23 protein-coding genes are annotated in these 23,375 nt (G+C 69.3%); 10 read left to right on the top strand and 13 right to left on the bottom strand.

Annotation, left to right across the window (positions count from 1 at the left end):
* Positions 1–45: 45 nt before the first annotated feature.
* Complete coding sequence (locus ACWDMM_RS13445; RefSeq protein ID WP_195078699.1) at positions 46–471, bottom strand: DUF1707 SHOCT-like domain-containing protein; 426 nt, start codon at positions 469–471, stop codon at positions 46–48.
* A 225-nt stretch (positions 472–696) separates the two neighbouring features.
* Here ACWDMM_RS13445 and ACWDMM_RS13440 point away from each other — a divergent pair, with 225 nt between their 5' ends.
* Entirely contained in the window at positions 697–1,782 is a 1,086-nt protein-coding gene (locus ACWDMM_RS13440) for an S-(hydroxymethyl)mycothiol dehydrogenase (protein WP_195078698.1), read from the top strand.
* The gene (locus ACWDMM_RS13435) at positions 1,776–2,405 is read left to right on the top strand and encodes an MBL fold metallo-hydrolase (protein WP_449937661.1); all 630 of its coding nucleotides are present in this window, start codon (positions 1,776–1,778) and stop codon (positions 2,403–2,405) included. Before ACWDMM_RS13440 ends, ACWDMM_RS13435 begins: the two co-directional genes overlap by 7 nt.
* Positions 2,406–2,459: 54 nt before the next feature.
* Here the strand turns inward: ACWDMM_RS13435 and ACWDMM_RS13430 are convergent, their stop codons facing one another.
* The 5 genes from ACWDMM_RS13430 to ACWDMM_RS13410 are packed head-to-tail and all read right to left on the bottom strand — an operon-like array spanning position 2,460 to position 7,437.
* Positions 2,460–3,329, bottom strand: a complete 870-nt coding sequence (locus ACWDMM_RS13430) for a potassium-transporting ATPase subunit C (protein WP_449937527.1) — start codon at positions 3,327–3,329, stop codon at positions 2,460–2,462.
* 1 nt (position 3,330) lies between these two features.
* Positions 3,331–5,463, bottom strand: coding sequence for a potassium-transporting ATPase subunit KdpB (gene kdpB / locus ACWDMM_RS13425; RefSeq protein ID WP_449937658.1), 2,133 nt, complete (start codon positions 5,461–5,463; stop codon positions 3,331–3,333).
* Between the two features lie 22 nt (positions 5,464–5,485).
* Complete coding sequence (kdpA, locus tag ACWDMM_RS13420; protein WP_449937524.1) at positions 5,486–7,156, bottom strand: potassium-transporting ATPase subunit KdpA; 1,671 nt, start codon at positions 7,154–7,156, stop codon at positions 5,486–5,488.
* Positions 7,157–7,243, bottom strand: coding sequence for a K(+)-transporting ATPase subunit F (gene kdpF / locus ACWDMM_RS13415; protein WP_353963128.1), 87 nt, complete (start codon positions 7,241–7,243; stop codon positions 7,157–7,159). It lies immediately after the preceding gene.
* On the bottom strand, positions 7,240–7,437 hold the full coding sequence (locus ACWDMM_RS13410; protein ID WP_357107867.1) for a hypothetical protein: 198 nt from the start codon (positions 7,435–7,437) through the stop codon (positions 7,240–7,242). The genes kdpF and ACWDMM_RS13410 overlap by 4 nt, the downstream gene beginning before the upstream one ends.
* A 168-nt stretch (positions 7,438–7,605) precedes the next feature.
* On the opposite strand from ACWDMM_RS13410, the gene ACWDMM_RS13405 reads away from it, so the two are divergent.
* From ACWDMM_RS13405 to ACWDMM_RS13370, 8 genes are all read left to right on the top strand, one after another.
* Positions 7,606–7,749 carry a hypothetical protein gene (locus ACWDMM_RS13405; protein WP_195078693.1) on the top strand — a complete coding sequence of 48 codons (144 nt, stop codon included), beginning with the start codon at positions 7,606–7,608 and terminating at the stop codon, positions 7,747–7,749.
* 49 nt (positions 7,750–7,798) lie between these two features.
* Positions 7,799–10,345, top strand: coding sequence for an ATP-binding protein (locus tag ACWDMM_RS13400; RefSeq protein ID WP_449937522.1), 2,547 nt, complete (start codon positions 7,799–7,801; stop codon positions 10,343–10,345).
* A 31-nt stretch (positions 10,346–10,376) separates the two neighbouring features.
* Positions 10,377–11,081, top strand: coding sequence for a response regulator (locus tag ACWDMM_RS13395; RefSeq protein ID WP_323124206.1), 705 nt, complete (start codon positions 10,377–10,379; stop codon positions 11,079–11,081).
* A 98-nt stretch (positions 11,082–11,179) separates the two neighbouring features.
* Positions 11,180–11,647: an OsmC family protein gene (locus ACWDMM_RS13390; protein ID WP_195078691.1), complete on the top strand. Its 468-nt coding sequence runs from the start codon at positions 11,180–11,182 to the stop codon at positions 11,645–11,647.
* Positions 11,647–11,925, top strand: coding sequence for an acylphosphatase (locus tag ACWDMM_RS13385; protein WP_449937520.1), 279 nt, complete (start codon positions 11,647–11,649; stop codon positions 11,923–11,925). The genes ACWDMM_RS13390 and ACWDMM_RS13385 overlap by 1 nt, the downstream gene beginning before the upstream one ends.
* Positions 11,926–11,956: 31 nt before the next feature.
* Positions 11,957–12,757: a hypothetical protein gene (locus tag ACWDMM_RS13380; protein ID WP_449937518.1), complete on the top strand. Its 801-nt coding sequence runs from the start codon at positions 11,957–11,959 to the stop codon at positions 12,755–12,757.
* A complete protein-coding gene (locus tag ACWDMM_RS13375; RefSeq protein WP_449937516.1) occupies positions 12,758–13,924 on the top strand; it encodes a glutathionylspermidine synthase family protein in 1,167 nt (388 codons plus the stop codon).
* Between the two features lie 64 nt (positions 13,925–13,988).
* Positions 13,989–14,444, top strand: coding sequence for a DUF350 domain-containing protein (locus tag ACWDMM_RS13370; protein ID WP_067798388.1), 456 nt, complete (start codon positions 13,989–13,991; stop codon positions 14,442–14,444).
* Between the two features lie 349 nt (positions 14,445–14,793).
* On the opposite strand, the gene ACWDMM_RS13365 is transcribed toward ACWDMM_RS13370, so the two are convergent.
* From ACWDMM_RS13365 to rnc, 7 genes are all read right to left on the bottom strand, one after another.
* Positions 14,794–16,905, bottom strand: coding sequence for an amylo-alpha-1,6-glucosidase (locus tag ACWDMM_RS13365; RefSeq protein ID WP_195078687.1), 2,112 nt, complete (start codon positions 16,903–16,905; stop codon positions 14,794–14,796).
* Between the two features lie 20 nt (positions 16,906–16,925).
* A complete protein-coding gene (locus tag ACWDMM_RS13360; RefSeq protein WP_449937655.1) occupies positions 16,926–18,113 on the bottom strand; it encodes a glycosyltransferase family 4 protein in 1,188 nt (395 codons plus the stop codon).
* Positions 18,114–18,446: 333 nt separating this feature from the next.
* Positions 18,447–19,973 (bottom strand): PstS family phosphate ABC transporter substrate-binding protein, encoded by a 1,527-nt coding sequence (locus ACWDMM_RS13355; RefSeq protein ID WP_195078686.1) that lies wholly within the window; start codon positions 19,971–19,973, stop codon positions 18,447–18,449.
* Positions 19,974–20,073: 100 nt separating this feature from the next.
* The gene (locus ACWDMM_RS13350) at positions 20,074–21,111 is read right to left on the bottom strand and encodes a PHP domain-containing protein (protein WP_449937652.1); all 1,038 of its coding nucleotides are present in this window, start codon (positions 21,109–21,111) and stop codon (positions 20,074–20,076) included.
* A 28-nt stretch (positions 21,112–21,139) separates the two neighbouring features.
* Positions 21,140–21,721: a dihydrofolate reductase family protein gene (locus ACWDMM_RS13345; RefSeq protein WP_195078685.1), complete on the bottom strand. Its 582-nt coding sequence runs from the start codon at positions 21,719–21,721 to the stop codon at positions 21,140–21,142.
* A gap of 65 nt (positions 21,722–21,786) precedes the next feature.
* The gene (gene mutM, locus ACWDMM_RS13340) at positions 21,787–22,647 is read right to left on the bottom strand and encodes a bifunctional DNA-formamidopyrimidine glycosylase/DNA-(apurinic or apyrimidinic site) lyase (protein ID WP_449937513.1); all 861 of its coding nucleotides are present in this window, start codon (positions 22,645–22,647) and stop codon (positions 21,787–21,789) included.
* A gap of 1 nt (position 22,648) precedes the next feature.
* Positions 22,649–23,362 carry a ribonuclease III gene (rnc, locus tag ACWDMM_RS13335; protein ID WP_067797422.1) on the bottom strand — a complete coding sequence of 238 codons (714 nt, stop codon included), beginning with the start codon at positions 23,360–23,362 and terminating at the stop codon, positions 22,649–22,651.
* Positions 23,363–23,375 lie beyond the last annotated feature (13 nt).

The raw sequence follows: 23,375 nt of genomic DNA, 5'->3' as shown, positions 1-23,375 counted from the left end.
GCGCTGTCGCCCGGTGCGACGGGTGACAGCGCCGACGGTCGGAGCTCAGCTCGCGCGGTGGCTGAACCGGCCGTTCTCGAAGCCCGCCACCATCCGGAACGCCAGGACGGCGCCCCACGGGCCGATCACCCAGATCGGCCAGAAGTAGGTCAGCGCGCCGACGCTCAGCGAGACCGCGCCCCAGATGACGAGCACCAGCAGGCTCACGGCGAGCCAGGTGCTGCCCTCGATGCGCTGCCAGATCGGGATGCGGGGGCGCGCGGAAGCGGGCGCCACGGCGTCCTTGCCCAGTTCGGGCAGATCGGACAGCACCGCGCGCAGGTCTTCGCGATCGGTGGTGGCGTACACCTGGGCGACGCGCTGGTCGTACTCGGGCAGATCGATCCGGCCGTCCGCCATATGCCTGCCGAGCAGGCGCACCACGACGTCGCGTTCGGCGTTCGAGGCGCGAGTGCCGGTGGAGATGTCCATGCCTGGTCCTATCGACGGGTTTATCTTCCATAGTGGAATATGAGTCCAGCATAACCCTCCAAAGTGGAATGTCAACCCTCACGGGCGATTCCCGCTCGAAACTCGGGACTTCGCGCGATCCGGCGGTAGGGTTCGGATCGGGAACAACTGTATGGACAGGTGTTCAGCTCGCGGGTCCATGGAGCGACCGGATCCGCGTCCCGAGAACTCGCTCAGGAGGCACAGGTGTCGGAAACCGTCCGCGGGATCGTGGCCCGCAGCAAAGGCGCACCGGTCGAGAGCGTCGAGGTGGTGATTCCCGATCCGGGCCCGCACGACGTGGTGGTGCGGGTGCAGGCGTGCGGGGTCTGCCACACCGACCTGCACTATCGCGAAGGCGGCATCACCGACGATTTCCCGTTCCTGCTCGGCCACGAGGCGGCGGGCGTGGTGGAAGCCGTCGGCGCGGCGGTCACCCATGTGACCGAGGGTGACTACGTGATCCTCAACTGGCGCGCGGTCTGCGGTGAGTGCCGGGCCTGCAAGCGCGGCAGGCCGTGGTACTGCTTCGACAGTCGCAACGCGAGCAAGAAGATGACCCTCGCCGACGGCACCGAGCTGACGCCCGCCCTCGGCATCGGCGCGTTCGCCGACAAGACGTTGGTGCACGAAGGCCAGTGCACGAAGGTCGATCCGGAAGCCGACCCTGCGGTGGCGGGCCTGCTCGGCTGCGGCGTGATGGCGGGCATCGGCTCGGCGATCCACACCGGCAACGTCTCGATCGGCGACACCGTCGCGGTGATCGGCTGCGGCGGCGTCGGGGACGCGGCCATCGCCGGAGCCAGGCTCGCGGGTGCGCGCGCCGTCATCGCGGTGGACCGCGACGCCAGGAAACTGCGCTGGGCCACGGACTTCGGCGCCACCCACACGATCGATGCGACCACCGAGGACGTGGTCGAGAAGATCCAGGAGTACACCGACGGCTGGGGCGCGGACGTGGTCATCGACGCGGTCGGACGGCCGGAGACCTGGCAGCAGGCCTTCTACGGCCGCGACCTCGCCGGGACGGTGGTCCTCGTCGGCGTGCCGACCCCGGAGATGACCCTGGAGATGCCGCTGCTTGACTTCTTCTCCCGCGGCGGCGCGCTGAAATCCGCCTGGTACGGCGACTGTCTGCCGGAACGTGACTTCCCCGCCCTGATCGACCTCTACCGCCAGGGACGGCTGCCGCTGGACCGGTTCGTCTCCGAACGCATCGGGCTGGACCAGGTGGAGCAAGCCTTCGCCAAGATGCACGCGGGCGACGTGCTGCGTTCGGTGGTGGTCTGGTGACCATCCGCATCGACCGCGTCGTCACCTCCGGCGAGTTCCGCCTCGACGGCGGCACCTGGGCGGTGGACAACAACATCTGGCTCGTCGGCGACGACGACGAGGTGGTCGTCATCGATGCCGCCCACGACGCAGGCCCGATTCTCGCGGCGGTCGCCGGGCGCGCCGTTCGCGCGATCGTGTGCACCCACGGACACAACGATCACGTGACGGTCGCCCCCGAACTCGCCGAGCGCCTGAACGCACCCATCCTGCTGCACCCCGGCGACGAACCGCTGTGGCGCATGACCCATCCCGACACGGGATACCAGCCGCTCGCGCACGGCGATCGGATCGGCGTGTCCGACACCGAAATCCACGTCCTGCACACCCCTGGCCACTCCCCCGGCTCGGTCGCACTGCATCTGCCCGACGCGAAGGCCGTGTTCACGGGCGACACGTTGTTCGCCGGCGGCCCCGGCGCGACCGGCCGATCGTTCTCCGATTTCGGCACGATCATCGAGTCGATCCGCCAACGCCTGCTGACGCTCCCGGAGGAGACCACGGTCCATACCGGACACGGCGATTCCACCACCATCGGCGCGGAGAAGCCCTTCCTCGCCGATTGGATCGCCCGCGGCCACTGACCGCCGTCGACGGCCGCGGGCGGCACAACGACACCGCCCGCGGCCGCCTCCGCGTCAACCGCGGTAGGGGTACCGGCGATCCAGGTCCAGGTTCAACCGCAGCACGTCGACCCGCGGCTCGCCGAGGAATCCCAGTGTCCGGCCGCTGGTGTGCTCGTCCACTACGGCGCGCACCTGCTGCTCGGAGATCCCGCGCGCTTTCGCGACCCGAGGCACCTGGATGGCCGCGTACCGCGGCGAAATGTTCGGATCGAGCCCGCTCCCGCTCGCGGTGACCGCATCGGCGGGCACCGCCGGGTCGGCGGGCGCGTCGCCGCGGATGGGGACGATGCGTCCGATGGAGTAATCCTGTCCCGGTTCGGCGCAGTCGACCCGGACGCCGCGATAGGCCGCGACGAACGGCGGTGCCGGACACGCCTCGTTGACGCTGACGACCCGTACGGGGCGCGAAACGTCCCCGTCGGAGTCACGCGGTCCGATCACCGAGAGCACCGCGCCGACACCGTCTTTCGTGCAGAACGGGCGGCTGCCGTCGATCCCCTCACGGTTGCCGACCTCCTTGCTGCGAGCGCAGACCGCGGTGAGCAGGCTCGCGCGTGCCGGAGTGTCGACGATGTCCTCGGGTCCGAGATTGCTCGCGGAAGTGGACATCGGGTCGTAGCCGTCACCGGCGGCCGAAGGGCGGCTCTGGAAATACTGCGCCGAGGCCGCACCGCCGGGGCCGGTGAACGATTGCCCGATCAGGCCGGAGCCCACCGTCGTTCCGTTCACCTCGATCAACGACCCGTCCGCTTTCTCGTGCAGACCGGGCAACTGGGCCACCGCGAAAACCGCCAGCGGGTAGACGATTCCGGTGATCGCCGTGAGCGCGAGCAACGCGCGCAGGGCGGCGAGATGCTGCCGGATCCAGGTTGAAAGGCGCATGTCAGGACATCCCGGGGAGGAACTGGACCACGAGGTCGACGAGTTTGATGCCGAGGAACGGCGCGATGATGCCGCCGAGCCCGTAGACGATCAGATTGCGGCTGAGCAACTTCGAAGCGTTCGACGGCCGGTAGCGCACGCCGCGCAGCGCCAGCGGGATCAGCGCCACGATGACGACGGCGTTGAAGATCACCGCGGACAGGATGGCCGACTGCGGGCTGGCCAATCGCATGACGTTGAGCAGGTCCAGGCCGGGGAACAGCGTCACGAACAGCGCGGGGATGATCGCGAAATACTTGGCGATGTCGTTGGCGATGGAGAACGTCGTCAGCGCCCCGCGCGTGATGAGCAGCTGCTTGCCGATCTCCACGATCTCGATCAGCTTGGTCGGATCGGAATCCAGATCGACCATGTTGCCTGCCTCTTTGGCGGCCGAGGTGCCGGTGTTCATCGCCACGCCCACGTCGGCCTGCGCCAGCGCGGGCGCGTCGTTGGTGCCGTCGCCGGTCATCGCGACCAGGCGTCCGCCCTCCTGTTCCCGCTTGATCAGCGCCAGCTTGTCCTCCGGCGTCGCCTCGGCGAGGAAATCGTCGACCCCCGCCTCGTCCGCGATCGCTTGCGCGGTCAGCGGGTTGTCGCCGGTGATCATCACCGTGCGGATGCCCATGCTGCGCATCTCGTCGAACCGCTCGCGCATGCCCTGTTTCACCACGTCTTTGAGGTGGATGACGCCGAGCACCCTGGCGCCGTCGCCGTCGGCCTCGCCGACGACCAGCGGCGTGCCGCCCGCGGCGGAGATGCCGTCGACGGTCGCGCCGAGCTCGCCGGGCACCGAACCGCCCTGCGCGCGCACCCATTCGGTGACGGCACTCGCCGCGCCCTTGCGCAACCTGCGGCTCTCGACGTCGACGCCGGACATCCGGGTCTGCGCGGTGAACTCGACCCAGCGCGCGTGGTTCAGCTCACCGGGCGTGCGCTCCCGCAGACCGTGAGCCTGTTTGGCGTAGACCACGATGGAACGGCCTTCCGGGGTCTCGTCGGCCAGGCTGGAAAGCTGTGCGGCGTCGGCCAGCTCCTCCTTGCTCACGCCGGGTACCGGGACGAAGTCCGCCGCTTGGCGGTTGCCGAGCGTGATCGTGCCGGTCTTGTCCAGTAGCAGAGTGTTCACGTCCCCGGCGGCCTCGACGGCACGGCCGGACATGGCGAGCACATTGCGCTGCACCAAGCGGTCCATGCCCGCGATCCCGATCGCCGACAGCAGGGCGCCGATGGTCGTCGGAATCAGGCACACCAGCAGCGAGACCAGCACGATGCCGGTGACGCCGTGCGCGTCCAGCGCCGCGGTGTCCGGCACGCCCGGATTGTTCGACTTGCTGAAGATCGCCATCGGCTGCAGCGTGACCACCGCGAAGACGAAGATGAGCGTCAGCGCCGCCAGCAGGATGTTCAACGCGATCTCGTTCGGGGTCTTCTGCCTGCTCGCACCCTCCACCAGGGCGATCATCTTGTCGATGAAGCTGCGCCCCGGCTCCTGGGTGATCCGCACGACGATCCGGTCCGACAGCACGGTGGTGCCGCCGGTCACCGCCGAGCGGTCACCGCCGGATTCGCGGATGACCGGCGCGGATTCACCGGTGATCGCCGACTCGTCCACCGAGGCGATGCCTTCCACCACGTCGCCGTCGCCCGGGATCACCTGTCCGGCTTCGACCACGACGTGATCGCCGCGGCGCAGTTCCTGAGCGGCGACCCGTTCCTCGGCCACCCACGCGCCCGGCGACCACTCGACCAGTCGCCGCGCGACGGTGTCGGTCTTCGCCTTGCGCAGTGTGTCGGCCTGCGCTTTGCCGCGGCCCTCCGCGACGGCCTCGGCCAGGTTCGCGAAGATCACCGTGAGCCACAGCCACACGACGACGGCCCAGGCGAAGAAGGTCGGGTCGAGCAGAGCGAGCACAGTAGACCACACCGCGCCCAGTTCGACGATCAGCATCACCGGGTTGCGCCACAGCGTGCGTGGATCGAGCTTGCGCACCGCCTCCGGCAACGAGGTCAGCAGCATTTTCGGGTCGAGCACCCCGCTGCGGACGCTCTTGCCCCGCCGCGGCCGCTCGGACCCGGCCTGCGCCGAAGCCATTTCGAGAACGGGACTGGACATGTCAGTGGATTCCTTCGGCGAGTGGCCCGAGCGCCAGCGCGGGCAGGAAGGTGAGCGCGACCAGGATCACCGTCACGCCGACGACCATGCCGACGAACTGCGGCCGGTGCGTGGGCAGCGTGCCGATCGACGCGGGAGTGCTGCCCTGGCGCGCGAGCGAACCGGCCAGCGCGAGCACGAGGACGATCGGCAGGAAGCGGCCGAAGAGCATGGCCAGCCCGAGCGCGGTGTTGTACCACTCGGTGTTGCCGGTCAAGCCCGCGAAGGCCGAGCCGTTGTTGTTGGCGGCCGAGGTGAACGCGTAGAGCACTTCCGACAGCCCGTGCGGCCCGGAGTTCAGCATGCTCGCGCGCTGGCCCGGCATCGCCAGCGCCGCGGCCGTGCCGACCAGCACGATCAGCGGGCTGATCAGGAAGTACGACGCGGCCAGTTTGATCTCGCGCGGCGTGATCTTCTTGCCCAGGTACTCCGGGGTGCGCCCGACCATCAACCCGGCGACGAACACGGTGATCACCGCCAGGATCAACATGCCGTACAGGCCCGACCCGGTGCCGCCCGGCGCGACTTCGCCCAGCTGCATGTCGAACATCGTCATCAGGCCGCCGAGGCTGGTGTAGGAGTCGTGGAACGAATCGACCGCTCCGGTGGAGGTCAGCGTGGTCGCACCGGCGAAAGTGGCCGAATTCGCCACGCCGAAGCGCTGTTCCACGCCTTCCATCGAGGAGCCGATAGCGGTGGGCACCGTGCCGTGGTGCTGGAGCTGGAACAGATTGGTCAGCGTGACGCCGAGCAGCGCGATCGTCCCCATCACCGCGACGATCGCGTAGCCCTGCTTACGACTGGCCACCATCCGGCCGAAGGTGCGCGGCAGCGAGAAGCTGATCACCAGCAGCAGGAAGACCTCCACCCAGTTGGTCCACGCGGAGGGGTTCTCGAACGGATGCGCGGAGTTGGCGTTGTAGAAGCCGCCGCCGTTGGTGCCCAGTTCCTTGATCACCTCTTGGCTGGCGACCGGGCCGCCGGTGATCGTCTGCCGGGCGCCGCCCAGCGTCTGCGCCACTTGGTCGTGCAGGTGGAAGTTCTGGATCACGCCGCCCGCCACCAGCACGAGCGCGAAGACGAACGCGATCGGCAGCAGGATGCGCAGCGTGCCGCGCACCAGGTCCACCCAGAAGTTGCCGAGGTCGCCGGTGTGCCTGCGCGCGAACCCGCGTACCAGCGCAACGGCCACCGCCATGCCCACCGCCGCCGAGACGAAGTTCTGTACGGCCAGCCCGGCCATCTGCACCAGATGACCCTGGGTGGATTCGCCGGAGTAGTTCTGCCAGTTCGTGTTCGTCACGAAGCTGACCGCGGTGTTCCAGGCCAGCGCGGGCGTCATCGCGGTGCCCGGATCGTTCAGGTGCAGCGGCAACTCGCCCTGGACGAGCTGGAAGAAGAACAAGAACAGAATGCTCACCGCCGAGAAGGCCAGCACGCTGCGCGCGTACACGGGCCAGGGCTGCTCGACTCCGGGGTGCGCTCCGATCGCGCGATAGACGAGACGTTCGACGCGGGAGTGCTCGCGGCCGTCGTAGACCCGGTACATGTAATCGCCCAGCGGCACGTGCACCAGCGCGAGCGCCAGGACCAGGGCGGCCACGAAGACGATCCCCGCGGTTGTCGTGCTCACTCAGAACCTCTCGGGAAACAGCAGCGCCGCGACCAGATAGACCGCGACGCCGACGGCGAGGACGAGACCGGTCAGATTCGCGATCACAACTTCTCCACCCCGCGCTGAACCAGTCCGAGCAGCGCGAACGCCGCCACGGTGAGCGCGGTGAACACCACGACCGACATGACTCGACAACCTCCATCCGCGCGCCGGGCTTCGGCGCGACACAGCGAGTGAAGCGCCCCGGCGGCGCGTGCGGCCGTTTCCTGACGACTTCTTGACGCCCCGGTGCGCGGCATTTGCGGTTCGTTGACGGTCGTTCACCGCCCGCAAGCAACGCGTCAAGGAACACGGGCGGACCGTCAACACACCGTAAAAATCGAGGTCCGTCCGTCTGGCGACGGTAGAAGTGGAGAGCCGGGCGGGACCTGTCGGTGCCACCCAGCCGGACAGAAGAAAGGAGCGCGATGTCGGCAGTGATCTTCGTCGTCGCCTTCGTTTGCTGCGCGCTGGTCATCCGCGCGATCGGAACTCGTGCGCGGGCACCGCGGCCGCAACCGGTGGCGCTCGAGGCGGATGATGCGCGGCGGTGGGGCGCCAGCGCGCCGTGACGAACGCGGGATACTCGGCCGGAGCGGCGCGACGCGCGATGATGAAGGCGTGAAACGCGGTCGGCTGCGGATCTACCTGGGCGCCGCGCCGGGAGTCGGCAAGACCTACGCCATGCTCGGCGAGGCGCACCGGCGACTGGAGCGGGGTCGCGACGTGGTGGCCGCGGTGGTCGAGACGCACGGCAGGGAGAAGACCGCGGAACTGCTCGACGGCATCGAACGCATCCCTCCGAAGCTGATCGAATATCGCGGCAGCATCTTCCAGGAAGTCGACGTCGACGCGGTGCTGCGCCGCGCCCCCGCGGTGGTGCTGGTCGACGAGCTGGCGCATACCAACGCGCCCGGCAGCGCGCACGAGAAGCGCTGGCAGGACGTGGCGGAACTGCTCGACGCGGGCATCGACGTGATCTCCACGGTCAACGTGCAGCATCTGGAGAGCCTCAACGACGTCGTCGAGCAGATCACCGGCATCCGGCAGCGCGAGACCGTGCCGGACGCGGTGGTGCGCGGGGCGGACCAGGTGGAGCTGGTCGACATCACCCCGGAAGCGTTGCGGCGCAGGCTTTCCCACGGCAACGTGTACGCCGCCGAGAAGATCGACGCGGCGCTGCGGAACTATTTCCGCGCGGGGTACCTCACCGCGCTGCGCGAACTGGCGCTGCTGTGGCTGGCCGATCAGGTGGACGCCGCGCTGGCCAGGTACCGGGCCGATCACCGGATCACCGAACTGTGGGAGGCCAGGGAGCGCGTCGTGGTTGCGGTGACCGGCGGGCCGGAATCGGAGACGCTCGTGCGCCGGGCCAGCCGGATCGCCACCAAATCCAGCGCCGATCTGGTGGTCGTGCACGTGGTGCGCGGCGACGGCCTGGCCGGGGTCTCCACCGAACGACTGGCGCGGTTGCGTGAGCTCGCGGCCAGCCTGGACGCCTCCCTGCACACCGTCACCGGGGACGACGTGCCCACGGCGCTGCTCGAGTTCGCCCGCGAGGTGAACGCCACGCAGTTGGTGCTCGGCACCTCCCGCCGCTCGCGCTGGGCGCGCATGGTCGATGAAGGCATCGGCTCCACGGTGGTGCAGCGCTCCGGCAAGATCGACGTGCACATGGTGACGCACGAACAGGCCCACCGCGGATTCCGGTACGCGGGCCTGCACCCGCGCCGCCCCGTGGCCGCGTGGCTCGCCGCCGTTCTGGTGCCGGCCCTGGTCTGCGCGATCAGCGCCGCCTCCCTCGATGAGGTGCTGGATCTCGGCGGGATCAGCGCCGTGTTCGTGGTCGGCGTGGTCGCGGTGGCGCTGCTCGGCGGCGTGGTGCCCGCGTCGTTCTCGGCGCTGTTGTCCGGGCTGCTGCTGAACTGGTTCTTCGCGCCGCCGCGCTACAGCCTGACCATCGCCGAGCCGAACAGCTTCATCACCGTGGTGGTGCTGCTCATCGTCGCCGTCGCGGTGGCGGCGCTGGTCGACCTGGCCGCGAAGCGAACCGCTCAGGCGCGCAAGGCCTCTCGGCAGGCCGAACTGCTCACCATGTTCTCCGGCGCGATCCTGCACGGCGCGGACCTGCCCCGGCTGCTCGAACAGATCAGAGAGGTCTTCGCGCAACGCGCGGTCGGCCTGGTGGAAGGCGACCACGTGCTCGCCGAAGTGGGTGCCGACCCGCCGCGGCAGCCCTCCGACGCGGACACCGTGGTGGAAGCGGGCGACGCCCGCCACCGGCTGCTGCTGGCCGGTCGCCCGCTGGCGGCCGCCGACCGTCCGGTGCTCAACGCGGTCACCAACCAGGCCGTCGCCCTGGTCCGGCAGGCCCGCCTGGCCGAAGAGGCGAGTGCCGCCGCGGCCCTGCTGGAGGCCGATCGCCTGCGGCGGGCGTTGCTCTCGGCGGTCGGCCACGACCTGCGCACCCCACTGGCCGGCGCCAAAGCGGCGGTTTCCAGCCTGCGCAGCGACGACGTCGAGTTCTCCCCGCAGGACACCGCCGAACTGCTGGAGACCATCGAGGAATCGGTGGATCAGCTCACCGCGCTGGTCGGCAATCTGCTCGACTCCTCCCGGCTCGCGGTCGGAGTCGTCACGCCGCAGCTGCGGCGGGTCTACCTGGACGAGGTGGTGCACCGCGCCCTGGTGAGCGTCGGGATGGGCGCGCGCGGGTTGCGGCGTGCGGCGATGGACCGGGTCCGGGTGGAGGTGGGCGACGTCTCGGTGCGCGCCGACAGCGGCCTGCTGGAACGGGTGCTGGCCAACCTGCTCGACAACGCGCTGCGCCACGCCCCGCGCGCGGGCACGGTCCGCGTCACCGCCGAACGCGCGGGCGACCGGGTCGCGATCGCGGTCATCGACACCGGGCCCGGCATCCCGCACGGCGCCGAGGAGCAACTGTTCGAACCGTTCCAGCGCCTCGGCGACCGGGACAACACCACCGGCGTCGGCCTCGGCCTGTCGGTGGTGCGCGGGTTCGTCGAGGCGATGGGCGGCACCGTGCACGCCGAGCCGACACCCGGCGGAGGATTGACCATGCTGGTCGAGCTGCCCGGCGGCAAGCCGTCCGAGACCGACGGCACGGGCGGCGCCGTGGCACACGAGACGACGAGCGCGGGTGAGTGAGGTGTCCGCGACGACACAGGAGGCGGCGGTTGTGACGAAGACGCCCGATGCGGTGGCGACGAAGGTGCTCGTGATCGACGACGAACCGCAGATCGTGCGCGCGTTGCGGATCAATCTCTCGGTCCGCGGCTACGAGGTGATCACCGCCGCGACCGGCGGCGCGGCCCTGCGGGCGGCGGCCGACCGGCATCCGGACGTCGTGATCCTCGACCTCGGCCTGCCCGACATGGACGGCATCGAGGTGCTCGCCGGATTGCGCGGCTGGACCTCGGCTCCGGTGATCGTGCTGTCGGCGCGGACGGATTCCGCCGACAAGGTCGAAGCGCTCGACGCGGGGGCCGACGACTACGTCACCAAACCGTTCGGCATGGACGAGCTGCTGGCCCGGTTGCGCGCCGCGGTCCGGCGCGGCGCCACCGATCCCGACGCCTCGGCGCCCGTGGTGACCACCGACTCGTTCACCGTCGACCTGGCCGCCAAGAAGGTCACCAAGCGCGGCGAGACCGTCCACCTGACCCCCACCGAGTGGGGCATGCTCGAGATGCTGGTGCGCAATCGGGGCAAGCTGGTGGGGCGGCGGGAGCTGCTGCGCGAAGTGTGGGGCCCCTCCTACGCCACCGAGACCCACTACCTGCGGGTCTACCTGGCGCAATTGCGCCGCAAACTGGAGGACGATCCATCGCGTCCCAAACACCTGCTCACCGAGGCGGGTATGGGCTACCGGTTCCAGGAGTAATCCCGGCCACGGGCCGCCGACCGTGCGGAATGGCCGGTCCTGGCGCGGCGTTGCCAGGCCCGCGAGCTGATTGCGACGACAATGGCAGGATCGAACCCATGGCTGAACAGACCGCTACATCCGTCACCGCCACCGCGGCGCCGAGCGCGCCGGAGCCCACCACGTTGTGGGTGGAGCGCACCGGAACCAGGGCATACACCGGGCGCAGCTCCCGAGGCGCCGAAGTCCTGATCGGATCGCAGGGCGTTCCCGGTGTGTTCACCCCCGGCGAATTGCTGAAGATCGCGCTGGCCGCCTGCTCCGGCCTCAGCGCGGACTTCCCGCTGTCGCGCAAACTCGGCGACAACTTCGACGCGACCATTCGCGTCTCCGGCGACGCCGATCGGGAGAACGAGGTCTACCCGCACCTGGAGGAGGTGTTCGAGCTCGACCTCAGCGAACTCGACGACGAGGCCCGAGAACGGTTGCTGGTGACCGTGCAGCGTGCCATCGACAAGGTCTGCACGGTGGGACGGACGTTGAAGGCGGGCACGAAGGTGACGCTGTCGTTCGACATCGAGGCCTGATGGACCAGGCCGTTCGGTTGAGCGCCTGGGTGCACGGGCTGGTCCAGGGCGTGGGTTTCCGCTGGTGGACTCGGTCGCGGGCGTTGGAACTGGGACTGGCCGGGCACGCGACGAATGCCAGGGACGGCCGCGTGCACGTGGTGGCCGAGGGGCCCCGACCGGCTTGCGAGCGGTTGCTGAGCCTCATGCGTTCCGGGGACACACCTGGTCAGGTCAAGTTGGTTGTGGAAAGCTGGGAGCCCGCGCGGGGTGATTTGACCGGTTTCGAGGAGCGGTAGTGGTGGTTCGGGCGAGGAGGGGGTCGCAGCGATGAGCACGCGAGATCCGGGTGACGAGCGCCGGGACGAGCCCGCGCGGCCGTCGGAGCCGCAGCGCCCGGCCGAGGACCGGCCCACGCCGGCGCCCGGCGAGGAACAGGACCGGTCGACGCCCGCCTCCGGCGGCGCCGACCGATCGACCACCACGCCCGCTCCGGACGCCGCCGATCAGCCCGGAATCGACTGGTCGGCGCCCACTTCGGCGCCGTCCGGCGGCACGAGCGGTCCAGACCGCCCATCCGCCGCGCCGCCGCGCCCCGGCAGCATCCAGCGCCAAGAAGCGGGCGTGACCCGGCCCCGCCCGCCCACGGTGGCCGAGGCGCGGGCGCGGGAGAAGGCGCGCAAGCGCGCCGAGGAAGCGCAGCAGGCGGCCATCGCGGCCGAGGAGGCCAAGAAGCGCACCCGCAAGCGCGTGATGATCGGCGGCGTCGCCATCGTCGGCGTCGCGGCCTTGGTCGGCGGCGGCTATCTGGCCTATCGTGCCCTCGCCGCGCCGGACCGGGTCACGGCCCAGTGCGTGAGAACCGAGAACGGTCAAGAGATCGTGGTCGACGATTCCTATTGCGGCGACGGCCGTCCCGGTTTCGTCAACGACACCGGCCTCAATCCCGGTCTGATCATCCTCGGCGGCGGGCCGCAGTACCGCTACTACTACGGCGGCACCGGTGCCATCGGCAAGCCGCCCACCGGCGGCACCACGATCAGGCCGAAGAGCGCCGAGATCAAGACCAAGAGCGGCACCACCATTCAGCGCGGCGGCCTGGGCAGCAAGAGCACCGGCGGAGGGTCATAGATGCGACGCGTACGGGACACGCCCCGGCCGGGCTGGCAGCAGATCATCGAAAGCCAGGGCCTGGTCTACGGTTCCCCGGGACGGGACGCGAGCGGTCAGCCGCGGCCGTACTGGGACGAATCGGTGCACTACGAGTTCGAGATGTCGGAGATCCTCGCGCTGGAGGCCGACGTCGAACTCCTGCACTCGATGTGCCTGAACGCGGTGGAGCACATCGTGCTCACCGAGCGGTACGCCGATTTCGGCCTGCCCGAGTGGAGCTGGGGCCCGATCGCCGAGTCCTGGCGGCGCTCCGACCCGCACGTGTACGGGCGTTTCGATCTGCGCTACGACGCGCGACGTCCGGCGAAGCTGCTGGAGTACAACGCCGACACCCCGACCTCGCTGCTGGAGGCGGCGATCGTGCAGTGGCACTGGCTGACCGACCGCTACCCCGGCGGCGACCAGTGGAACTCGTTGCACGAGAAGCTGGTCGATCGGTGGGGCGAACTGCGTGACGCGCTGCCCACCGCGCAACTGCATTTCACCTGGTCCGGCGCCGACGCCACGGGCGAGGACAACGTCACCACCGCCTACCTGCAGGAGACCGCGGCCGAGGCGGGCTTCGACACCATCGCGCTGCCGATCGAGGAGATCGGATTCGATTCCGAGCTGGAACGTTTCGTCGACCTGGCCGAGGCGCCGATGGAGGCGGTCTTCAAGCTCTACCCCTGGGAATGGGTGCTCGACGACGATTTCGGCAAACGCGTCGTGGACAGCCTGCCGGAGACCATGTGGATCGAGCCGCTGTGGAAGACGCTGCTGAGCAACAAGGCGATCCTCGCGGTGCTGTGGGAGATGTACCCGGGCCACCCGAATCTGCTGCCCGCCTATCTCGACCAGCCCAACGAGCTCACCGAGTACATCCGCAAACCGAAGCTGGGACGCGAGGGCGCCAACATGACGATCGTCGGCGCCGGACTGGAGACCGCGACCGGCGGCGTCTACGGCGAGGAAGGCTACGTGTACCAATTGCTGGACCCGCTGCCGGAATTCGACGACATGCGCCCGGTGCTCGGCGCGTGGATCGTCGGCGACGCCGCGGCGGGGCTCGGCATCCGCGAGACAGCGGGACTGATCACCGACGACGGCTCCGCTTTCGTCCCGCATCGCATCACCACCGACTGAGCAGCGTCCTCGTCGAGCACCAATCCATCTCGGCCGCACGCCGACCCGTCCCGGAAGGATCAAGATGACCGCAGTCGCCCTGGAATCGGGGTACTGGAACTCGCTCGGCGAGGGTGTGGGAGCGATCGTCCTCTACGCCCTCGTCGGCTTGGTGCTCATGCTCGTCGGCTTCTACGCCATCGACCTGACCACGCCGGGCAAGTTGCGCAAACTGGTGGTCGCGGGGAAGCCGAACGCCATCATCGTCACCGCGGCGGGCATGATCAGCATGGCGTTCATCGTCGTGCTCGCCATCTTCGCCGTCGGCGGTGGCGGCAAGCTCTCCGAGGGCCTGATCGCCGCGCTGGTGTTCGGCCTGGTCGGCATCGTGGCCCAGGTCGTCTCGGTGCGCGTCATCGAACGGGCGCTCGGCATCGACATCGGCACGGCGCTGCACGCGGACACCTACACCACTGAAGTGCTCGTGGTGGCGGCCGCGCATTTCGCGCTCGGGCTCGTGGTGGCCTTCGCGATCCTGTAGACCTCACGCCGAGACCAGGCATCGGGCAGGACGCTCGGTGCTCTTGCGGCGTGCAAGCCGTTGGCTCAGTGCTCGTCCCCGTGGGCGAGGCAGTACGCCGCCGCCGCGAGGTACTGGCGGCACTCCGGGCCGTGACCGGCGTGCACGCTGCGGATGAACAAGGCGCGATCCATGTCGAGATCCGTCGACGGCTCCGCGGAACAATCCCGGTACCGGCTCCGCCACAGATCCTGTGTGTCCAGCGATGTCTGCATCGTGCACCTCCCGTGCTGCGTATCAGTGCGAGAAGGCTTGCAATATCCCTACATCGGGGGCGTACCCGCTTCCGCCGCGCGGCAACCTGTGCGGGTCACCTGGTCACCAACCGCCAGTCGTCGGGCAGGCGCGCCGCGGTGATCTGCGCGCCCTCGGCTTCCAGGTCGACGGTGGTGGCACCGAGCCGCAACGCGCGCAGCGAGAGCCTGCCCCACCGCGCGGGCAGTTGCGGCCGGACCGTGAGCGTCCTGGTGGGCGCGTCGGGGTCGAGCCCGAGGAACGCGCGCACCAGCAACAGCGGCGCCGCGCTCGCCCACGCCTGCGGCGAACAGGAAGTCGGATACGGCACCGGCGTGGCGAAGCGCGACCGGGGAAAGCCGCAGAACAACTCCGGCAGACGCCCGTCGAACACCGCCGCGGCGTCCAGCAGGCCGGTGGCCAGCCGAGTCGCAAGCTCCACCGCGCCGGGCACATGCCGGTAGCGCAGCAGGCCCGCCACCGCGATCGCCGTATCGTGCGGCCACACCGAGCCGCAGTGGTAGCTCATCGGGTTGTAGGCGCCCATGTTCGACGCCAGCGTGCGCAGCCCGAAGCCGGAATCCATCTCCGGAGCCGACATCCGCGCCACCAGCTCAGCCGCGTGCTCGTCGGTGGCGATGCCCGACCACAGGCAGTGCGCCACATTGCTGGTCAGCGCGTCGACCTGCCGCTTGCCGCCGTCCAGCGCCACGGCGTACCACCCGCGGTCGGCCAGCCAGAACTGTTCGGCGAACTTGACGCGCAACTCCGCGGCGCGTTCCCTTAGCTGTCCGGCCAGGCGCGGGTCGTCGAAAGCCTCCGCCAGTTCGGCTCTGGCCAGCATCGCGGCGTGCACATACCCCTGCACCTCGCACAGTGCGATGGGCGCTTCGGCGATATGGCCGGTGGCGTCGTTGATTCCGTCGAAGCTGTCCTTCCACCCCTGGTTGATCAGGCCGCGGTCGGTCGCGCGGCGGTACTCGACGAAGCCGTCGCCGTCCCGGTCGCCGTAGTCGGTGATCCAGTGCAGCGCGGCGTCGGCGGCAGGCAGCAGTTGCCGGATCGCCTCGGAGTCGGCGCCCCAGCGATGGCATTCGGCCAGCAGCATCACGAACAGCGGTGTGGCGTCGGCCGTTCCGTAGTAGATGTTGCCGCCGAACACTTGCCCGCCCGCGGGCCCGCGGCGCATCTCGTGCATGATGCGGCCGGGTTCCTCCTCGGTCAGCGGGTTCACGTCCTGCCCTTGCAGTTCGGCCAGCTGCTGCAGCGTGCCCAGCGCCAGATCGGCCTCCAGCGGCAGCGCCATCCACGCGGTGAGCAGGCTGTCGCGGCCGAACAGGGTCATGAACCACGGCGCGCCCGCGGCGACGAAAGGCCGCGCGTCGCCGGATTCGTCGCGCATCTGCAACGCACCCAAGTCGCTCTCGGTGCGGCGCAGCACCCGGGTGAGCACGGGGTCGGACGCGGCGATGTCGGTGGCGGTGTCGCGCCAGGCCTCGATCTTTCGGCCCGGCGCGCTGACGTTGTAGTGCTCCCCCGGCGAGATGGCCTGGAAACGCTGGTTGCCCACGGTCGGCTGGGCGATGATCTCGGTCTGCCAGCATTCGCCGACCGGCACGATCACCCTCCACAGCAGCGAACCGGGCATGACCTCGGGTTCCACGGTCGCCGAAATCGAGATGCCCCGGCTGCGGTCGGCGTGATCGTGCAGCACCAACTCCCCGTCGGCTACCGTCACGTCGGCCCGCCCGTGACCGGCGCGGCCTTCCTTCACCGCGAACAGATCGACGAAGTCGGCGTCCACGTGCAATTCCAGCAGCACCGCGGTGGGCTCGCGGCCCATGTTCTCCAGCGTGATCAGCTCGTGCATGCCGTCGGCGACGATCCGTTCGCGCACCACCAGCAGCGTGCTGTCGGCCAGGCCCGCCTGCGGGGGCCTGCGCAACACGAACCTGGCGGCGAACGCCTCGGGACTCAATACCGAAAGCGACTCGGCGGGTTTGCCGTTCACCAGCAACTCCCAGCGCGACAGCACGCGGGCGTCCCGGAAGAACAAGCCGTGCGGCTTGCCCGGTTCGACGTCGCCGAGCCGATTGGACAGGCAGAACGTGCCGCCTTCGACCAGGGTCACCGAGCCGCACCCCCCGAACCCGGCGGGCTCGCCGGAGTTCAGGGGGGCGTGGCTCACGGGCGCGGAATCGGTCACGCCTAGCCGCTCGCCGCGATCCGGATCGGCGAGCCGGACGCCGGGGCGTCGAGCGGCGTGGCCACGGACGCCGTGGTGACCAGCGGCGCGGCGCCGGCCCGCTGCTTCGAGCGCAGCACCCGGCGATACACCTGCTCATAGCCGAAGCCGAGTGTGTCGGAGCCGAACTTGGCCTGCACGTGCGCCCGGCAGGCGTACGGATCCATCGACCGGACCTCTTCGATGGCCGAGGGCAATTCGGCGGGATCCTCGCAGATGCGGCCGGTCACGCCGTCGACGATCACCTCGGACACCGCCCCGCCGCGCAGCGCGACCACCGGCGTGCCACAGACCATGGATTCGATCATCACCATGCCGAACGGTTCCTCCCAGCGAATCGGGAACAACAGGCAACGCGCGTTCGCAAGCAGCTTACGCTTGGCCGTCGCGTCGGCGAGACCGAACACGTGGTCGTTTTCCGTCAGCAGCGGCCGCACCTTCTCCTCGAAGTAGGCCTGCTCGGGACGTTCGCTGCACTTGCCTGCCAGCACCAGCGGGATGCCTGCGGCGTGCGCGGCTTCCAGCGCCAGATGCGGAGCCTTGCACTCGTTGAACCGGCCGAGGAACAGCGCGTAGTCGTCCTTCTCGACGCGGAACGGCCAATCGTCGACGTGCAGCGCGTTGTGCACCCGCCCGGACCAATTGAGACCCTGCGCGAGTTCGCGCTGGCGGTCGCTGATCGCCACCAAGGCGACCTCGTCGCCCAGATCCTGGTAATAGCGGTAGATGTCGTCCTCCACGGGCCCGTGCACGGTCAGCACCGTCGGCAGGCCCATGTTCTGGAAGACGGTCGCGTTCAGCGGCCCCGCGAAGGTGTGGTCGTGCACCAGGTCCACACCCGAAGTGGCCATGAGCTTCTCGATCGCGCGACGCACCCGCAGCGCGTGCACGACCTCGGGGAACGGCTCTCCGAGGCGTTCGGGCAGCGCTCGGTCCCACACCGGCACGAACTTGGCCTTCGTCCCCGGCTCACCCGCGCCCAACAGCGTGACGTCGTGGCCGCGGGCCACCAGCGCGTCGACGAGGTCGGCCACCACGGCCTCGACACCGCCGTACGCCTTGGGCGGGACGTCGAAGTACGGCGGCACGACCATCGCGATGCGGAACGGGCCGCTGGAACGATCTGTCGGCAGGTAGTCGGACGACGGCATCTCCAGATCAGACGACGCCTGCGCGGAAATCGGCACGGAAAGCGCGCTCATGACCCTCCTTCCAGGGACAACCAAGTAGCACTCGCATTCACCCAGCACTCGGAGTACCGGGCGCCGAACTGAACTAAGTGGCCGCCGCGGCGGGGGTGAAGACCTAGCTGCACCGCCGTCCATGGGGCTTGGTTGGCCTGGTCACGCCTCCGGCATGATCAGGGGGGCCGAGTGGGAGGTACCTCAGCGGGCGTCGTTCAAACCAAACAGTTCGGGAAAAATCGCCGCACCCAGCGTTCGTTCGGCTACCGATGGGTAGTCCGGTGTCCCCGCCTTGCCGGTTCACTGATCGGGCAGGCAGCGGCCGGGGTCGGGCAGGTCGGCGCACGGCGCGTTGCCGTGTGCGCGCAGCACCTCTTTGCCGGTCCTATCGGTCAGGAAGTGCAGGAAACTCGCGGCGAGCGAACCACCGGGCAACTCGCCGTTACTGTATGCGTACTCCACGCCCCAGAAGGGATAGGCGCGCCGCACGGCGGCGTCCCGGCTCGCGCCGACGCCATCGATCGCGATCGTCGGCAGACCGGCGGCGACGGCCTCGGCGAACTCGGAATAGCCGACCGCCCCTGGTATTTCCGCCACCGCCTTGCGCATGTCTGCGGTGACCTGCACCTCGCACTGCGCGGGCGCGGTGGTGACGGTGCCCTTCAGCGCCGTGCAGCTCACGTGCGGGCGCTCCGGCTGCGCGCCTTCCAGCAGCCTGCGTTCGAAAATGGTGCGCGTTCCGGAGCCGGGGATCCGGTTGACCAGCACCACCGGCAGGTCCGGACCGCCCACCTCGCGCCAGTTGCCGACCTTGCCCCGGTAGAGATCCCGGATCTGGGCGAGGGTGAGATCGCGGACGCCGACGCCGGGATGCGCGATCATGGTGAACAGCGACAACGCCAACGGCCGGTGCACCAGCGCCGGGTAACCGCCGCCCTTGGCGCCGTCGGTGATGGCGATCAGGCCGGAATCGCCCGTACCCTGCTCGGCGAGCCGGTCCAATCCACGCTCGGACCCCTCGAAGCCGTACGCGAAACTGGCTCCGGCGCAACTCTTGCGGTATTGCTCGGCGGCGTCTTTTATCACCTGGGCGAACGCCGTCGACCCGAGCACGGTCAGTTTGCCCGAGGCGCAGTCCAGCGGCGTCGGCGACGGCTCCAAAGCGGCCACCACCAACTGGACGATGATCACCAGCACCAGGAACACGGTCAGCGCGACCATCATCAGGGGAACGCCGGTGCGGCTACGGGTCTCGGTGATCCGCCCGCCTTTGATGCCGCCACGCAGCACGGGCTGCGGGTATTCGCCCATCCCTTCCGAACGCTGCAGGATCGCCAGGATCTTGTAGTGATCGCCGGGGGCGAGCGGCACTTTCGGCAGATCGATCACGCCGATGTGCCCGCCGGTGTCCTCGCGCACCGCGATGCCGGAATCGGCGTCGAGATTGTCGGCCAAGGCCGGATCGCTGAGCTCGTTCACCGCCATGCCGATCACGCGGCGTTGCGGAAAACGCAGGTGCAAACCGATCCGCGCGGCGTCCGGCGCCTTGTAGTCATGACTGTCGATGGTCGTGATGCCGCTGTTCTCGACGCGCACCAGAACGACCGAGATGTCCTTCAGATCCGGGCTCGCGCCGTCCGCTGAGGGGCGCAACTGCGGCAGCACACCGGGGAACACCGATTCGATCTCACCGGTGACGGGCGTGTCCATCTGCACCCGATAGCCGAGGCGCCTGCGGCCCGCTAAGACGAACTCCCACAGGAACGCGCCGATGGGCACCGCGATACCGATGAGCGCGAGCACGATTTCGAGCGGAAAGTCGCCCACCAGTTGATCCCCCCAGCAATCCGTGTGGCCCTTATTCTCGGCGCCGACAGCCCTCTGACACAAGCGAAGTCGTACTGTTCGACAACAGTTGACCCCGCGGTCACGCTCGCGCGCGAGTCCAGGCCAGCAGATCCGCCAGCGGCCAGGTGTTGATCACCCGTTCCGGCGCGACGCCGTTCGCGAGCGCGCGCTCACAACCGTACCCTTGCCAGTCGAGCTGCCCGGGCGCGTGCGCGTCGGTGTCGATCGAGAAGTGACATCCCATCTCGGCGGCCAGGCGCAGCAATCGCGAAGGCGGATCGAGGCGTTCGGGTCTGCTGTTGATCTCCACGACGGTGCCGTAGGTGCGGCACGCCTCGAACACCACCTCGGCGTCGAACGTGGATTCCGGCCTGGTGCCGCGCCCTCCCGTGACCAGGCGGCCGGTGCAGTGGCCGAGCACGTCGACGTTGGGGTCGGCGACCGCGTACGCCATGCGCTTGGTCATCGTCGCGCTGTCGTCCCGCAGCCGCGAGTGCACGCTGGCCACCACGATGTCCAGCCGGGCCAGCAGATCCGCCTGCTGATCGAGGGTGCCGTCGTCGAGGATGTCCACCTCGATGCCGGTGAGGATACGGAACGGCGCCATCCGCTCGTTGAGTTCGGCGACCACGTCCAGTTGCCTGCGCAACCGGTCGGCGGACAGGCCGTTGGCCACGGTCAGGCGCGGGGAATGGTCGGTCAGGGCGCAGTATTCGTGCCCGAGCGCGGCCGCGACCCGCATCATCTCCTCGATCGGGCTGCCGCCGTCGGACCAGTTCGAGTGGGTGTGCAGATCGCCGCGCAAGCGCTCCCGCAACGGCTTGCCCGGCGCCCCGATCGGCTGCGCCGCCGCCCGCAACTCGGCCAGGTACCGCGGCACCACGCCGGCGTACGCCTGCTCGATGACGGCGGCGGTCTTGGGGCCGATGCCGGCGAGCTCGGTCCAGGTGCCCGCCGCCCGGCGCGCCGCGCGCTCGTCGGCGGACAACCCCGCGACGACATCGGCGGCGCGCCGGTAGGCCTTCACCCGGTGGGTCTCGGCCCTCGAGCGCTCCAGCCAGAAGCCGATCTCGCGCAGCGCCGCTTCCGGACCGGGCGCCGCGGCGCCGTCCGGCATCCCGGTCGGTTCCTGGCCGGGCACCGGGTCAGTGCACCCGGCTGTATTTGACGAAGGCCACTCCGTCTTCGAACACCGTGCTGGTGATCACCCGGAATTTGGCCGGTTCCGGCAGCCGTGACCCGGCGCCGAACAGCGCGCGACCGCTCCCGAGCACGATCGGATAGAGCTTGAGAAAGATCTGGTCGATCTCCGGCAGCAGCGCCTGCGCCAGCTCACCGCCGCCGCACAGCCAGATGCCGAGCCCGCTTTCCCGCTTCAGGGCACGAACCTTCTCGATCGGGTTCTCCGAGATCAGCTCGACGGCCGGATCGGGACTCTCCGGCAGCGTGGTCGAGACCACGAACTGCCGCAGATGCGCGTAAGGGGTCGAGGTGCCGGTGCGGACGCCGAAGTCGTGCGTCTTGCGTCCCATCAGCACCGTGTCGAAGTAGCGATTGCGCTCCTCCAGCCCGATCGCCTCCCGCACCTTGGTGGGCAGCGTCTCGGGGTACTGCGCGTTGATCGAGGGACCGTGGTCGCCGCCGACCGGGAAGAAATCGACCGAGCCGTCCTCGGTGGCGATGAATCCGTCAATGGTCGACGCGACGTAATAGGTGAGCTTGCGCATGCTTCCCTTCCTCACGGTCGGCTGACAATTCCGAACCGCCCTGAGGAAACGGTAGCTCGCCCGCGCTAACGACGCCGAGGCTTCGGCTGGCAGCGCGGGCAGGAGTAGGACGAGCGGTTCATGAACCGCTCGCGGATGATCGGCGCACCACACCGGCGACACGGCTCGTGCTCCCGACCGTATACGGCGAGGGACCGTTCGAAGTAGCCCGACTGGCCGTTGACATTCACATAGAGCGCGTCGAAGGACGTACCGCCCGCGGCGAGCGCTTCGCCCATCACGGCCGCGACTTCGGCGAGCAACCCGCGCACCGCGGGCCTGGACAGCCCCGATGCGGGCCTCCCACCGTGGATCTTGGCACGCCACAGCGCCTCGTCGGCGTAGATGTTGCCGATGCCGGAGACGACGCCTTGGTCGAGCAGCACGCGTTTGATCTCGCTCTGCTTGCCCCGGATCACGGCGACCACGGATTCGACGTCGAACCGCGGATCCAGCGGGTCGCGGGCGATGTGCGCGACCGGCTCCGGCACCAGGGTGCCGTCCACTTCGACCAGCGGAGCGAGCGTCCAACCACCGAAGGTGCGCTGGTCGACGAAGCGCAACTGGGTGCCGTCGCCGAGGGTGGCGCGGATGTGGGCGTGATTCTCCAGCGGCGCGTCGGCGGGCTGCACCAGCATCTGGCCGCTCATGCCGAGATGCACGACCAGCGCCGCTTCCGGATCGTCGAAGGTGAGCCAGAGGAATTTGCCGCGACGCTCGGCCGAGGCGACCTTCAGGCCGGTCAGCCGCGCGGCGAGATCTGCGGCGCCTTCGAGATGGCGACGCACCGAGCGAGGATGGGTGATCGCCACCGATTCGATGATCCGGCCGACCACGTGCTCGGCGAGCCCGCGCCGCACGACCTCGACCTCGGGAAGTTCGGGCACGTCAGGTTTCGGCGGTCAGCGCCTCGTAGGCGGCCCCCGCGGCCTTCTGCTCGGCTTCCTTCTTCGACCGGCCGACGCCCTGCCCGTAGGCCCGGCCGCCGATCACCGTGGTGGCGGTGAACTCCTTGTCGTGGTCCGGCCCGGTCGAGGTGATCTCGTAGCTGGGCACGCCGAGACCACGCTCGGCGGTGAGTTCCTGCAGGCTGGTCTTCCAGTCCAGGCCCGCGCCCATCCGCGGGCCGCGCTCGAGCAGCTCGGCGAACAGGCGAAGCACCACGGAACGAGCCACCTCGATGCCGTGCTCGAGATGCACGGCGCCGAGCAACGACTCCATGCCGTCGGCGAGGATGCTCTCCTTGTCCCGGCCGCCGGTGAGTTCCTCGCCCTTGCCCAGCAGCAGGTGGGCGCCGAGCCCGCCCTCGCCGAGGCCGCGGGCGACCTCGGCCAGCGCGCGCATGTTCACCACGCTCGCGCGCAATTTGGCCAGCTCACCCTCGGTCTTCGAGGGATGCTCGTGATACAGCCGTTCGGTGATGCTCAGCCCGAGCACGGAGTCGCCGAGGAACTCGAGACGCTCGTTCGTCGGCAGGCCGCCGTTCTCGTACGCGTAGGAACGATGGGTCAGTGCGAGACGCAGCAGATCCGGCTGCAGGTCGACGCCCAACGCGGCGAGAAGGCTCGCGTGTTCACCGGACGAGTCGGGTTCGTCGGTCACGTCGCTACGACAG

This window comes from Nocardia sp. NPDC003726, assembly GCF_053586955.1.
The sequence above is the reverse complement of the archived record's forward strand: the minus strand, read 5'-3'. Positions and strand labels throughout refer to the sequence as shown.